The organism is Paracidovorax sp. (genome assembly GCF_057642795.1).
Genome location: NZ_JBXYZY010000001.1, coordinates 52090 through 65743 on the forward strand (window position 1 = coordinate 52090; position 13654 = coordinate 65743).

At 71.1% G+C, this 13654-nt stretch carries 11 protein-coding genes; 5 read left to right on the forward strand and 6 right to left on the reverse strand.

Annotation, left to right across the window (positions count from 1 at the left end; genetic code table 11):
• Positions 1-55 precede the first annotated feature (55 nt).
• Entirely contained in the window at positions 56-2689 is a 2634-nt protein-coding gene (locus AC3A84_RS00250) for a PAS-domain containing protein (protein WP_487968208.1), read from the reverse strand.
• Positions 2690-2991: 302 nt separating this feature from the next.
• On the opposite strand from AC3A84_RS00250, the gene AC3A84_RS00255 reads away from it, so the two are divergent.
• Positions 2992-4335, forward strand: a complete 1344-nt coding sequence (locus tag AC3A84_RS00255; protein ID WP_487967766.1) for a dicarboxylate/amino acid:cation symporter — start codon at positions 2992-2994, stop codon at positions 4333-4335.
• A gap of 177 nt (positions 4336-4512) precedes the next feature.
• Complete coding sequence (locus AC3A84_RS00260) at positions 4513-5730, forward strand: MFS transporter (RefSeq protein WP_487967767.1); 1218 nt, start codon at positions 4513-4515, stop codon at positions 5728-5730.
• 26 nt (positions 5731-5756) lie between these two features.
• Here the strand turns inward: AC3A84_RS00260 and AC3A84_RS00265 are convergent, their stop codons facing one another.
• Positions 5757-6590, reverse strand: coding sequence for a phosphatase PAP2 family protein (locus AC3A84_RS00265; protein WP_487967768.1), 834 nt, complete (start codon positions 6588-6590; stop codon positions 5757-5759).
• Between the two features lie 246 nt (positions 6591-6836).
• Between AC3A84_RS00265 and AC3A84_RS00270 the strand changes: the two genes are divergently transcribed.
• Positions 6837-7922, forward strand: a complete 1086-nt coding sequence (locus tag AC3A84_RS00270; RefSeq protein WP_487967769.1) for a diacylglycerol/lipid kinase family protein — start codon at positions 6837-6839, stop codon at positions 7920-7922.
• 10 nt (positions 7923-7932) lie between these two features.
• Positions 7933-8745 carry a metallophosphoesterase family protein gene (locus AC3A84_RS00275; protein WP_487967770.1) on the forward strand — a complete coding sequence of 271 codons (813 nt, stop codon included), beginning with the start codon at positions 7933-7935 and terminating at the stop codon, positions 8743-8745.
• Positions 8746-8760: 15 nt separating this feature from the next.
• Here AC3A84_RS00275 and AC3A84_RS00280 read toward each other — a convergent pair whose 3' ends face one another.
• The 3 genes from AC3A84_RS00280 to AC3A84_RS00290 all read right to left on the reverse strand — a co-directional run bounded on the left by AC3A84_RS00280 (position 8761) and on the right by AC3A84_RS00290 (position 11240).
• Complete coding sequence (locus tag AC3A84_RS00280; RefSeq protein ID WP_487967771.1) at positions 8761-9591, reverse strand: urease accessory protein UreD; 831 nt, start codon at positions 9589-9591, stop codon at positions 8761-8763.
• A gap of 81 nt (positions 9592-9672) precedes the next feature.
• Complete coding sequence (locus AC3A84_RS00285; protein ID WP_487967772.1) at positions 9673-10197, reverse strand: nucleoside deaminase; 525 nt, start codon at positions 10195-10197, stop codon at positions 9673-9675.
• Positions 10194-11240, reverse strand: a complete 1047-nt coding sequence (locus AC3A84_RS00290) for an ABC transporter substrate-binding protein (protein ID WP_487967773.1) — start codon at positions 11238-11240, stop codon at positions 10194-10196. The genes AC3A84_RS00285 and AC3A84_RS00290 overlap by 4 nt, the downstream gene beginning before the upstream one ends.
• Before the next feature lie 603 nt (positions 11241-11843).
• Here AC3A84_RS00290 and AC3A84_RS00295 point away from each other — a divergent pair.
• Positions 11844-12785 carry an isopenicillin N synthase family dioxygenase gene (locus AC3A84_RS00295; protein WP_487968209.1) on the forward strand — a complete coding sequence of 314 codons (942 nt, stop codon included), beginning with the start codon at positions 11844-11846 and terminating at the stop codon, positions 12783-12785.
• 58 nt (positions 12786-12843) lie between these two features.
• On the opposite strand, the gene otnI is transcribed toward AC3A84_RS00295, so the two are convergent.
• On the reverse strand, positions 12844-13653 hold the full coding sequence (gene otnI, locus AC3A84_RS00300) for a 2-oxo-tetronate isomerase (RefSeq protein WP_487967774.1): 810 nt from the start codon (positions 13651-13653) through the stop codon (positions 12844-12846).
• Between the last annotated feature and the right edge of the window lies 1 nt (position 13654).

The window sequence follows — 13654 nt, forward strand, 5'->3', positions numbered from 1 at the left end:
GTTGACGTTGGCGTGAAAGCGGCCGTAGCCCAGGTGATTCCTGGGCTGATTGCTATCAATTCTGATTTTCCGGCGCGCTGGCCGCTTCGCGCGCACTGTCGCGCAGCCGCAGCAGCGTCTGGCTCATGAGCGCCCGAAGCGCCGGCGCACGCACCGGCTTGGCCAGAAAGCCCCAGCCGCGTTCCGCTGCCTGGCGGCGCAGCGTGGCGTCACGCTCGGCCGTTACCAAAATGACGGCGGGCGCCTGCCCCCAGCGCTGGCACAGCTCGGCATATACGTCGGGGCCCTGGGGGCCCGCACCCAGGTGTACGTCCAGCAGCACCAGCTGCGGCGCCTGGCCGGGCCGGGCCTCGGCCAGGGCCTGCGCCGCGCCGCCGGCCAGCGGCACCTGGCAGCCCCAGCGCTGCAGCAGGGCCTGGGTGGCGGAGCAGGTCTGGCCGTCGTCGTCGATCACCCAGGCGCTGCTGCCGTGCAGGGGCGCGTCGCTTTCCTGCTCGCGCGACGTGGCGGGTGTGCCCTGGCGCTGCACGGCGGCGGCATCGCCCAGCGGCACCCGGACCCAGAACACGCTGCCGTGCCCGAGCTGCGAGCGCAGGCCCACCTCGTGCCCCAGCAGCCGGCCCAGCCGCTCGACGATGGCCAGGCCCAGGCCGGCGCCGCGGTCGCGCTCGTCGTTGCCTTCGTCCAGGCGGCGGAATTCCTCGAAGATCTCGCCCTGCAGCGCCTCGGGGATGCCGGGGCCCTGGTCGTGGACCTCGATGCGCACATGGCCCGCCTCATGGCGGCAGCCGACCACGACGCGCCCGCGCCGGCTGTAGCGGATGGCGTTGGACACGAAGTTCTGCACGATGCGGCGCAGCAGGTTCTCGTCGGTACGAACAACGGCGCGCGTCGGCACGCAGCGCAGCTTCAGGCCCCGGCTGTCGGCGAGCACGCCGAAATTGTGGCCCAGCACCTGCAGCAGCGGCCCGAGCGCCACGTCGCGGATGCGCACTTCGAGCTGCCCGGACTCCATGCGGGCGATGTCCAGCAGGCTGCCCAGGATCGCGTCCTGCGAGGCGAGGGCGCCGTCGATGCTGTCGGCCGCATGCTGGGCCGCGTCGCCGTGCAGGTGGCTGCGCAGCAGCGAGGTGAACATGCGGGCCGCGTTGAGCGGCTGCAGCAGGTCGTGCACCGCGGCGGCGACGAAGCGGCTCTTGTAGCGGTTGGCGCGCTCGGCTTCATGGCGCGCGGCTTCCAGGTCGCGCGTGCGTTCGCGCACCCGCTGCTCCAGCGCATCGGCCAGGGAGCGCAGCTCGCGCGCCGCGTTCTTGTAGCTGGTGATGTCGGCATAGCTGGTGACGAAGCCGCCGTCCGGCAGCGGGTTGCCGCGGATCTCCAGCACCGTGCCGTCGCCCTTGGCGCTTTCGTGCAGGTGCGGCTGGCCGCTGCGCAAGTGCTGCAGGCGCCGGGCGATGGCCTCTTCGGCAGGGGGCGGCCCCAGCAGGCCGCGCCGGGCGTTGTGGCGCAGCAGGGCCTCGATGGGCTGGCCGACCGTCATCAGGTCGGCCGGGTAGCGAAAGAGCTGCACGTAGCGCGAATTCCACGCCACCAGCCGCAGCTGCGCGTCGATGATGACCACGCCCTGCGGCAGGTGCTCCAGGCTGCGCGCCAGACCCATGTCGGTCTGTTGGGCCGCCTGCTGGGCCGCCTGCACGATGCCGTCCTTGGCCGAGCGCAGCTCCTGCGCATGCTGCTTGAGCACGGCTTCCAGCTCCTGGCGGCTGTGCTGGCGCAGCCGCGCCATGCGCTGGCGCTGGCGCACGAAGAGCACCAGCAGGCCCAGCGCCAGCCAGCCGCCACCGCCGGCGGCCGCGGCCCAGCGGCTGTTGGCCACGCTGCTGTGCGTGTCGTGTATCAGGTGCAGCTGCCAGGCGGTGCCCGGCAGGGCCTGGGAATGCCAGAGCACCTGCCCCGGCAGCGGCGGGGCCTCCATGCGGGCCAGCATGCCGCCGTCGTCCAGTCGCTCTTCGGTGCGGTAGCTCAGCGGCCTGAGCGGCTGGTCTGAATACTGGCGCGTGGCGGCCAGCTCGCGCCGTTCCCGGGTGTCCAGCGGGTGCAGCAGCCGGTAGCGCCACGCGTCCTGGCTGGCGAGGAAGACCACGCCGTGCGCGTCCGAGGCCAGCACCACGTCCGGCGTCTGCAGCCATTCGCGCTCCAGTTCGTGCAGTGCGATCTTGATGGCGACCAGGCCGAGCGTGCGGCCCCGGCGGTCCACGATGGCCTGCGAGAGGAAGTAGCCCGGCTCGCCCGTAGTCACGCCGATGCCGTAGAAGCTGCCGCTGCCCTGCGCCAGCGCCTGCTGAACGTAGGGGCGGAAGCTGTAGTCCACGCCCACGTTGCTGGTGGGCGTGCGCCAGTTGCTCGCCGCCACGGCGCGGCCCTGGCGGTCCAGCAGCGTGAGGGTGGAGGACTGGCTGGCACCGTTGGCCTCCTCCAGCTTGCGGTTGAGCCGGTCGATTTCGCTCGCCGACAGTGGGTGGGTGAGGGCGGCGCGCAGCTGGTCGTCCAGCGCCAGCACCTCGGGCAGCGTGCGGTAGCGGTCGATGCGCTGGCCCAGGGTCTGGCCGTAGAGCGCGAGCTGGCGCTGCACGGTGTCGCTCTCGTCGCGCAGCGAGTGGCGCCAGGCCAGTTCGCCGGCGAGGAACATGCTGGCCGCCGCTCCGCCGATGAGGGCGAGCAGTGTCCAGAGCAGGCGGCGGTGGTTGGAAAGGATCGAGCGCACGGCCCGGATTGTCTCCCGGCGCGCGCTGGCGCTCGGGGCGCACCGCCCGGACGTCCCTTTCTGTGGCGGCCATCCCTAAGGGGTTTCCCTAGGTTGGTGCAGGGCCCCAGAGGGGGATCCCGAGAGCTAATACCAATGGGCTATCGGTCCTTGGAGGCTGCAGCAGTACAACTCGTAACCTTGGATGCACCCCTCTGGTGCAGATCGCAGATTCAGGAGACCGCCCCATGCACGCCATTCCCGCCGCAGACCCCCATAGCCAGCCCCGGCTGCCTGTGCCTTTCTACCGCCAGCTGTATTTTCAGGTGGTGATCGCCATCATCCTGGGTGTGCTGCTCGGACACTTCGAGCCGGCCTATGGCGCCGCGCTCAAGCCGCTGGGCGATGCCTTCATCAAGCTCATCAAGATGATCATCGCGCCGGTGATCTTCCTGACGATCGTCACCGGGATCGCCGGCATGACGCACCTCAGCAGCGTCAGCCGCGTGTTCGGCAAGGCGATGGCGTACTTCCTGACCTTCTCCACGCTGGCCCTGGTGGTCGGCCTCGTGGTGGCCAACGTGATGCAGCCGGGCGCCGGCATGCACATCAACCCGGCCGACCTGGACCAGAAGGAAGTGACCTCCTACGTCGCCAAGTCGCATGACATGACCCTCACCGGCTTCGTCATGGACATCATTCCCAAGACGCTGGTGAGCCCCTTCGTGGGCGATAACATCCTGCAGGTGCTGCTGGTGGCCGTGCTGTTCGGTGTGGCGCTGGCGCTCTCGGGCAATGCCGGCCGCCCGGTGCAGAACTTCCTGGAATCGCTGACGGTGCCCGTGTTCAAGGTGGTCCATATCGTCATGAAGTTCGCCCCCCTGGGCGCCTTCGGTGCCATGGCCTTCACCATCGGCAAGTTCGGCGTGGGCTCGCTGATCAACCTGGCCGAACTGGTGGCCACGTTCTACATCACCTCGCTGCTCTTCGTGCTGGTGATCCTGGGTGCCGTCGCTCGTGCCTGCGGCTTCTCGGTGCTCAAGCTGATCCGCTACCTGAAGGCCGAGCTGCTGCTCGTGCTGGGTACCTCATCGTCGGAATCGGCCCTGCCGTCGCTCATGGAGAAGATGGAGCGCGCCGGCTGCCGCAAGTCCGTGGTCGGCCTGGTCGTGCCCACCGGCTACTCGTTCAACCTGGACGGCACCAACATCTACATGACGCTGGCGGCGCTCTTCATCGCCCAGGCCACCGACACGCACCTGACGCTGGGCCACCAGATCGCCCTGCTGCTGGTCGCCATGCTGTCGTCCAAGGGCGCGGCCGGCGTGACCGGCGCCGGCTTCATCACCCTGGCCGCCACCCTGGCTGTGGTGCCCGAAGTGCCCGTGGCCGGCATGGCGCTGATCCTGGGCGTCGATCGCTTCATGAGCGAATGCCGCTCGCTCACCAACTTCATCGGCAACGCCGTGGCCACCGTGGTCGTCTCCCGCTGGGAAAACGCCCTGGACCGCGACCGCCTGAACGCGGCACTGGAAGGCCAGCCGCTGCCCCCGCTGCCGACCGACAGCCCCGTGCCGGTGGCTGCCGCCTGAATTTCTGGCCGGGCCGCGGGCCCGCGCCAACTCCCCCAAAGCGGTGCAGCCTGTGCGGGCTGCACCGCTTTGGCTTTTGGGGTCGCTGGCGCGAGGCAGAGAGCGTGCTAATGTCGCCGGCCCGGTCGCATTGCCGACCTCGAACCGCAACGCCGAACCCGCGCTGCGCCGCCTGCCATGTCCTCCGCGCCTCTGCCTCCCGTTTCCCCCGCTCCGTCTGCTTCCACCGAACACGACAGCCGTACGCTGCTGCGCGCCGTACTGGCGCTGGGCGTTGGAGGCTTTTCCATCGGCACCGGCGAATTCGTCATCATGGGCCTGCTGCCCGAGGTGGCGCGCGATATCGGTGTCTCCATCCCCGAAGCCGGCCACGTCATCAGCGCCTATGCGCTGGGCGTGGTGGTGGGCGCGCCGGTGCTCGCGGTGCTGGCCGCAGGCTGGGGGCGCCGCGCGCTGCTGATGGCACTCATGGCCGTCTATGCCCTGGGCAACTTCGCCTCGGCCATCGCGCCCACGTACCACTCGCTGGCCGCGATGCGCCTGCTGACCGGCCTGCCGCACGGCACCTATTTCGGCGTGGCGGCACTGGTGGCCGCCTCGCTCGCGCCGCCCGGCAAGCGCGCGCGGGCCGTGGGGCTGGTGATGCTGGGTCTCACCAGCGCCACGCTGGTGGGCGTGCCCATCGCCGCCGCGCTGGGGCAGGTCTTCGGCTGGCGCGCCGCCTTCGTCTTCGTGGGGCTGATCGCCGTGCTGGCCGTGGCGCTGGTGCGCGGCGGCGTGCCGCACATTCCGGCGCCGCAGGGAGCGAGCCCGCTGCGCGAGTTGGGAGCCCTCAAGCGCAAGCAGGTCTGGCTCACGCTGGGCATCGCGGGTATCGGCTTCGGCGGCATGTTCGCGGTGTTCAGCTACATCAAGCCCACGCTGATCGAAGTGGCCGGTCTGCCGCTGTCCGGTGTGCCTTTCGTGCTGGCGCTCTTCGGCCTGGGCATGGTGGCGGGCAACCTGGTGGGCTCGCACATGGCGGACAAGGCCCTCATGCGCACCGTCGGCCAGCTACTGGTGTGGTCGGCTGCCGTGCTGGTTTTCTTCGTGTTCGCCGCGCACCATGTGGCGACGGCGGCGGTGGCGACCTTTCTGCTGGGCACCGTGGTCGCCATCGGCCCGGCGCTGCAGATCCGGCTCATGGACGTTGCGGGCGAGGCGCAGACGCTGGCCGCTGCGCTCAATCACTCGGCCTTCAACGTAGCCAATGCCCTGGGCGCCTGGCTGGGCGGCCTGGCCATCGCGGCTGGCCTGGGCTGGACGTCCACCGGCTGGGTGGGCGTGGTGCTCAGCGTGGCCGGCATGGGCATCTTCGCCTGGTCGCTCGCGGCCGAGCGCGCCGCCCGGCGCTGAGCCGGACCCAGAACGCGTTCACGTTCTTATTGGGCCACCGGCCTGCGTAGCCGGTGCCAGTGCGTGGCGCCGCGCAGCACCAGCAGGCAGCAGGCCAGCCAGGCGCTGCCGGTGATCCAGCCGGCCAGCACATCGCTGGCGAAGTGCACCTGCAGCACCACCCGGCTCCAGCCCACGGTGACGACGATGGCCGCCGCCAGCAGCAGGGCCGGCCGATGCCAGCGCGCCGGCAGCAGCCGAAAGGCGAGGAAGGCCAGCATCCCGTAGGCCACCAGCGATGAACTGCTGTGCCCGCTGGGGAAACTGAAGCCCTCGGCCACCGCGATCTCGTGCGTGTGCACCGGCCGCACGCGCTCGAAGCTGTGCTTGAAGGCCCGCGTCAGCAGGCCGTTGCCGGCCAGTGCCACCACCCAGCCGGTGGCCAGCATGCGCCGCCCGTGCAGCCAGAGGGCCACGGCGACCACCACGGCCAGCACGGCGAGCACGGCCGTATCGCCCAGGTGTGTGAAGCGCGCGAACAGGGTCAGCGTGAACGTCGATGCGCTGGCGCGCAGGGTGGCGGCCAGGCTGTCGTCCAGCGCCGCCCAGGCAGTCGGCTGGCCCCAGGCATCGGCCAGCAGCGCCAGCACATGGGCGCAGCCCCAGAGCAGCACGCCCGCCAGCGCCATGGTGGCAGCCAGGGCCACCGGGCCTGAGGGGCGGGGCAGGCGGGTGGCCCAGGGAGCGCAGTGCGGCGCTGCGCGCGTGCTGCCCGCATGCACGAGCCAGGCCAGACCGAGCGCCAGCGCCAGCCCGGTCAGCCACACCGCGTAGGGGTGGGAGCCGGCCCAGGCGCCCCAGGCGGCGGTGGTGGCGTTCATCGGCGGCCTCCGGCGAGGCGGGGCGTTGGGGCGGGCTGGGGCAGAGCGCGGAAGGAGGTCATCGGCATGCTGGGTCGGAAATCAACCGACCATTGTCCTCAATGCGCTCGCCTAGCCCTTCGGGCCCGGTGCGCAACTGGGGGCATTTCGCGGCATTGGCTGACACGGGCTGGCGGCGCGCCGCAGTGCCTTGGGGCCTTGCGGGTTCCACAATCGACCGCTGCCTTCAAGCAAGGTGTTCACGACATGACGCAAACCTCTTCCCCCGCCTATATGCCGCCCCGGCCCGCCGCCGACGCGCCCCTGCACATCGTGGTGCCGCTGCGCCCCGGTGCCGATCTGGACGAGCTGCGCGCCAAGCTCGACGCCGTGCCGCACCTGCAGCAGCGCGCCGTGCGCTGGCATGTGCCCCGGGCGCGGGCCGATATCGTGCAGCTGTCGCAGGAGGCCGCGCGCAGCGCCAAGGCCGATGGCGGCCTGGTGGTGGCGGCCGGCGGCGACGGCACCATCAATGCCGTGGCCACCGCCGCGTGGGCCGAGGGCGTGCCCATGGGCGTGCTCCCCATGGGCACCTTCAACTATTTCGCCCGTGACCAGTCGCTCTCGCTGGAGCCGCAGCAGGCCGTGCAGGACGTGCTCACCGCGCTCGAGGGCGGGGACATGCGGCCGGTGGGCGTGGGCTTCGTCAACCAGCGCATGTTCCTGGTCAACGCCAGCGTGGGCCTCTACCCGCGCCTGCTGGACAACCGCGAGCGCGCCTCGCGCCGCTTCGGGCGCACGCGGCTGGTGGCCATCATCTCCTCGATCTGGAGCGTGCTGCGCGGCAGCGCCTCGCGCCGCTGGCGCGTGTCGGTGCAGCCCGAGGTGGGCGCGCCGCTGCAGCAGCAGGAGCACCTGGTGTCCACCCTCTTCGTGGGCAACAACCGGCTGCAGCTGGAGCAGGTGGGTATCGCCGAGGCGCAGGACGTGGCCGCTGGCGATCGGCTGGCCGTGGTGCTGCTGCGCCCGCCCGAGGGCGATGCCTCGACGGCCCGCATGGTGGGCAACGCCATCCTGGGCAAGCTCGGTCGGGACGAATCCGTCACCAGCGTGGCCTGCACCGAAATGGTGGCCGAGCCCGCGAGCTGGAAGCCGCAGCGCGTCAAGGTCGCCTTCGATGGCGAGCGCGAATGGATGCCGCCGCCCATCCGCTTCCGCGTGGGCGAGCGGCCCCTGTGGCTGATCGCGCCCACGGCCACCGCCAAGGACGACGACCCGGTGCCCGAGACCGCAGCTGCGGCCGCCGAGCCGGAACCCGTGCCCCTGCCGCCCGCCGGGCTCGCCCCCGCCTGAGGCCAAGCGCATGAGCGTTCTGCTGCACATCTCCGACCTGCATTTCGGCGCCCACGACCCGGCCGTCTGCGATGCGGTGGCCCGGCTCACCGCACGGCTGGGCGTGCGGTTGGTGGTGGTGTCGGGCGACCTGACCCAGCGCGCGCTGCCGGTGCAGTTCGAGCAGGCCCACGCCTTCATCACCGCCCTGCCGGCGGAACACCGCCTGGTGATGCCGGGCAACCACGACGTGCCGCTCTTCGCCTGGTGGGAGCGCCTGGGCGGCCATGCCTACGACCGCTATGCGCGCTGGTGGGGCGATGCGCTGGAGCCCGCGTGCGAGGCCGACGGCTTCGCGGTGGTGGGTGTGAACACCACGCGCTGGTGGCGCCACCAGCGCGGCAGCCTGTCGGTGCGTCAGATCGACGCGGTGGCCGAACGCCTGTCAGCGGCCCGGCCCGGCACCTGGCGCATCGTGGCCAGCCACCACCCGCTGGTGGCCGGGCACCCGCAGGACCGCAGCCACCGCCCGCACCGCGCCGAACGCGCCCTGGCGCGCTGGAGCGCGGCCGGGGCCGATCTGCTGCTCTCGGGCCACGCGCACGAGCCGGGGCTGGTGGAACCGATCACCGGCCTCTGGTCGGCCCAGGCAGGCACGGCGGTGTCGGTTCGGCTGCGCGCCAGCGCGCCCAACAGCCTCATCACGCTGGAGCGCCTGCCGGCGCCCGAGGGGACGGGCGACCAGCGCTGGCTGACGCGCTGGGACTATGTGCGTGACGCGGGCGAATTCCTGCCGGTCGAGCGCCACGACCTGAGCCGGACTTCGCCGCTCGCCGCTGGCTGAGGCGGCTTCCAGCAACTACATCGACCAGATGCGCGGCCGCTCGGCCGGCAGTTGCCAGAGCTTGGCGCGCCAGGCGGCCCACACGCGCTGCAGCAGCGCCATGGCGGGCTCCACCACCGGGGCCAGGGCGCGCACCACCACCACGCGGTCGTTGGGCGCGGTGGCGCCGGACAGGGGCGCCAGCGCATCGGCATCGGTCACGGCGCGCGCGCAGTCCAGCGCGGCTTCGCGCCGTTCGCGCGAAAGCGGCGAGCCCGCAACGAAGAAAAGCGATGCGAGGCAGCGGTGCCCGGCGAGACCCAGCGGCCCGTCCATCAGCAGCGCGTCGGCGGCGTCAATGCGGCCGCGTTCCAGCCACAGGCCCGGCACTTCGATGTGCTGCTGCAGGCGCCCCTGCGTGAAGGGCTTGCCCGCATGCGGCAGGCCGAAGGCGGCGACGTCCAGGCCGATCATCTCGGCGCCGGGCGCCAGCTCCATCGTCAGGCGGTTCTCGGCGTTGCAGGCGTCGAAGCACAGGGCTTCGAGCGGCAGCCATTCCAGGCGCGCGCCGGGCTCCAGCACCGCATGCGTGCGCTGCAGCGCCAGCGGTCCGAGCGAGCGGTAAAAGCGCGTGGCGCCGGGTGTGGTCACCAGGCCGTGCGCGCCTTCGCCCACGCGCAAGTCGATGTCCAGCGTGTCGCCCCCCACCAGCCCGCCGGGGGGATGGACCAGCACGTTGTGGCAGACCGCGTCGCCCTCGGGGTAGAGGCTTTGCAGGATGCGCAGCGGCCCGCTGTGCTCGAAGCGGGCGACGGTGCGGCCGTGTTCGCGGCGGTAGTCCAGTTGCAGGCGGGCGTGCCAGGTCATGCGGTGCGTGCTATCGAATGAAGAGCGGAGCGCGCATGATATACGGGCGCTGCAGCCCGCCCGGGCTGTAAACGGTGCCGCTCAGGCCTTCCACGCGCCGACGTGCGAGGCCGAGGCCTCGTCGATCAGCGCCGGGCCGATGCAGGCGATGGGGTGGGGCGAGGCGTTGAACACGTCACGGCAGGAGAGCTCGGCGTCGCGCTGGTCCTGCCGCTCGCCGCGGAAGGCGCGCAGGCGTTCGGCGTCGATGCCATAGACCACCCGGCCGATGTTGGACCAGAAGATGGCGCCGGCGCACATCACGCAGGGCTCGCCCGACGAATACAGCGTGGCCGCGGCGAGCGTGTCGCGCCCGTGCGCGGGGCTGGCGACGCGGATCGCCGACGTCTCGGCATGTGCCGTGCAGTCGCCGGTCTCGCCGTTGGCGTTCCAGGCCTCGGCCAGCAGCGTGCCGTCGGCCGCCACGATGACGGCGCCAAAGGGGCGGTTGCCGCGCGCCCGCGCCTGGTCGGCCAGGGCGATGGCCTGGCGCAGGTAGCGGCCGTCGCGCTCGTCCAGCGGGACTTCGGCCGGGAGCGGGGGCAGGGTGGTGGCGAGCGCGCTCATGCGGCCACCTTGCGCTCGGCCGCCGCGGGCAGGAAGGCGGGGTTGAAGATCTGCTCGGGCGTGGGCTTGCGCGCCAAGCCGAACACGGTGGCGACTTCATCCACCTGGCGGGCCAGCACGGCGGGGGCGACGGCGCCCAGGCCGATGGCCTGCGTCTCGGCCGTGTTCAGGTACTGGCGCGTGATGCCCCAGCGCTCGCGCTCCACATCCATGTTCAGGATGGGCTCGCGGGCCTTGATGGCGGCCAGCGCCGCATCGGGCTGGGCCAGCGTTTCGCGCAGGGCGCGGTTGCTGGCGCGCAGGAAGGCGCGGGCGGCGTCGGGTTTCTCTTGCAGCAGCTTGCCGGCCAGGAGGGCGTTGCCGTAGAGCTGCAGGCCGGCGCGGCTGTATTCCAGCACCGCCAGGTCCTTGGGCGGGATGCGGGCGAAGAGCGAGACGGCGGAGTCGTGGAAGTAGGTGGCGGCATCGACGTCGCCGCGCACCATGACGTTGTCGCGCGCGCTGAAATCGGTGGTCACCCACTCGAACAGATCGGGCCCGGTCTTGAGCGCCCGCGCCACCATGGGCCAGCTGCGGCGGGTGGATTCGACGGCCGCCGCCGCCACGCGCTTGCCCCTGAGCGAGAGGAAGTCTTCGGTGATGCCCCGGTCGCGCCGCCCGATGATGACGAAGGGCGCGCGGTTGTAGTACTGATAGACGGCCTGCACGGGCGTGTCGGGGTTCTGCGCGTGGAATTCGACCAGCGCGCTGAGGTCGCCCAGGCCCAGGTCATAGGCGCCGCTGGCCACCCGGGTGATGGAGGCCACCGAGCCCGAGCCCACGTCGATGGAGACGTCCAGCCCCTCGTCCTTGTAGTAGCCCTTGGCCAGCGCCAGGAAGAAGGGCGAGGTCTGGCTGGTCACGCGGAAGTCGAGCGTGAACTTCAGCGGCACGAGGCTGCGCTGCGCGTGGACGGCGGGTGCGAGGCCTAAGCCCAGCGGGGCGCCCACGGCGGCGGCGATGGAGGTGGAAAGGCTGCTGGAGAGGAAGTGGCGGCGTTGCATGGCGGATGCTCTTCGGTTCGGACGACAGGTCGGTCGAATGGCCGGCGCGCAGGGTGGCATGCACCCCCGCAGACGGTGCGAACGAGCAATTTCCGGGCGCCGCCGGGTGTCGCATGGCCGGCTGCGCTGAACGCTTCTACTCAGTGCATGGCGTTGCATGAAGTGTGCCGGGCCTCTTGGGTGCGCAGCTGTGCCGGCATGTGCCGCTCGGGTGCGCAGGCATTGGCCTGTGAATTGCTTGCCGGTGGCGCGAGAGTAGAAGCGTTCAGTTCGGCCGCCAGGGGTTTGCGTGCAAGCCTGCAGGGCCGGCGGGTCATTGCTCTTGAAGCCGGCGCCAGCCGGATGTGCGTGCCGCGCCCCATCGTGGGCTCGGGCCGCACCCGGCCGGTGCCTCATTCCTTCAAGAGCCCGTGGCGCCGCGAGCGTCCTGCATGCCTTGCCGGCCTTGCCGCAGCGCCATGGGTTCTTGTGCGGACCACCCCCCGAACCGAGGATCACGCCATGACCGCTCCCATGCTTTCTCCTGCCGCTGCTGCACCCACCCCCGTCTATGAACCCGCCAACGCCCAGGGCGTGATCGCCGAGCTGGAAAAGGAAGCCCGCATGGGCGGCCTGGGCGAGGAAACTACGGCCCGCGAGGTGCGATGCATCGACATCTCCGACTTCGACGCGCGCAAGGAAGAGATCGCCGAGGCGCTCTGGAGCGCGTCGGTGGAGATCGGCTTCTTCCAGGTCTCGGGCCACGGCATTCCGCTGGAGGACATCCGCGCCGCCTTCGCGCGGGCCGAGCGCTTCTTCGCGCTGCCCGCAGAGACCAAGGCGCAGTGGCCGCTGGCGCGCAATGCAGGCTGGGAGCACAAGGCGCAGATTCGCCCCTCCACCCGCACGCCGGACCAGAAGGAGTCCTACCAGGTCACGCGCCCGCGCATGGCGGGCCTGTGGCCCAGCGAAGCGGAACTGCCCGGCTTCCAGGAAGCCACGCTGGGCTTCGAGGCCCAGTGCTGGCAGGTGGCGATGCAGCTGCTGTCGTGCTTCGCCTGGAAGCTGGGATTCGCGCCGGACTTCTTCACCCGCGCCCACGACCCCTCGGTGCCCGCCTACCAGAGCACGTTGCGCATGCTGCACTACTTCGCCGTCGATCCCGCGCTGAAGGACGAGCTGGGCCTGTGGCGCGCGGGGGCGCATACCGATTTCGACTGCCTCACACTGCTCTTCCAGCGCGCCGGCCAGGGCGGGCTGCAAGTGCTGCCGGGCAAGGAGATGGAAGGCCGCGCCTGGACGCCGGTGGACCCGATCGAGGGCGTCATCACCTGCAACATCGGCGACATGCTGATGCGCTGGAGCGACGACCAGCTGCCCAGCAACTTCCACCGCGTGCGCAACCCGCTGCCGCACGAATACCAGGGCGCGCGCTACAGCCTGGCGTTTTTCGCGCAGGCCAATGAAGACGCGGTGATCCAAGGCCCGGCGAAGAAGCACGCGCCGATCACCGGGGCTGAATACCTGCGCCAGCGCATCAGCGCCAACTTCTCCAACCGGTACTAGCCAAAATGGCCTGCAGCGCTTGATTCATCAGCGCTTGCAGCTATTCATTTGATAGCTATCAGCTGCGCGCGGGTCGCCAGGGGCGCAGCCAGCCCAGCCCGTCGCTGGTGGCGTGCGGCGCCGCGCCGCGCGCGGGGCGGTATTCGCAGCCGATCCAGCCGTCGTAACCCAGGCTGTCGAGCAGCCGGAAGAGATAGGGGTAGTTCACCTCGCCCACGTCGGGCTCGTGCCGCTCGGGCACGCCCGCGATCTGCAGGTGGCCGATGCGGCCGGTGGGCACGTACTGGCGGATCTTCGCCGCCAGATCGCCCTCGACGATCTGGCAGTGGTAGAGGTCCATCTGCACCTGCACGTTGGCGGCACCCATCTCGGCGATGAGCGCATGGGCGGCGTCCTGGCGGTTCAGGAAGAAGCCCGGCATGTCGCGGCCGTTGATGGGCTCGATCAGGATGCGGATGCCGTGCGGCGCAGCCTGCGCTGCGGCATGGCGGATGTTGGCGATATAGGTGGCGCGCACGGCGGCCGGGTCGGCGCCTTGCGGCACGAGGCCCGCCATCACGTGGATGCGCGGGCACCGCAGCGCCTGCGCGTATTCGATGGCCTGGGCGATGCCGGTTCGGAATTCGGCCTCGCGCCCGGGCAGGCAGGCGATGCCGCGCTCGCCCGCCTCCCAGTCGCCGGGCGGGGCGTTGAACAGCACCTGCTGCAGGCCCAGGGGGCTGAGGCGACGGGCCAGTTCCTGGGCCGGCCAGGCGTAGGGGAACAGGTATTCGACCGCCTCGAAACCGTCGCGGGCGGCGGCGGCGAAGCGGTCGAGGAAGTCCAGCTCGTTGTAGAGCAGCGAGAGGTTGGCGGCGAAGCGGGGCATG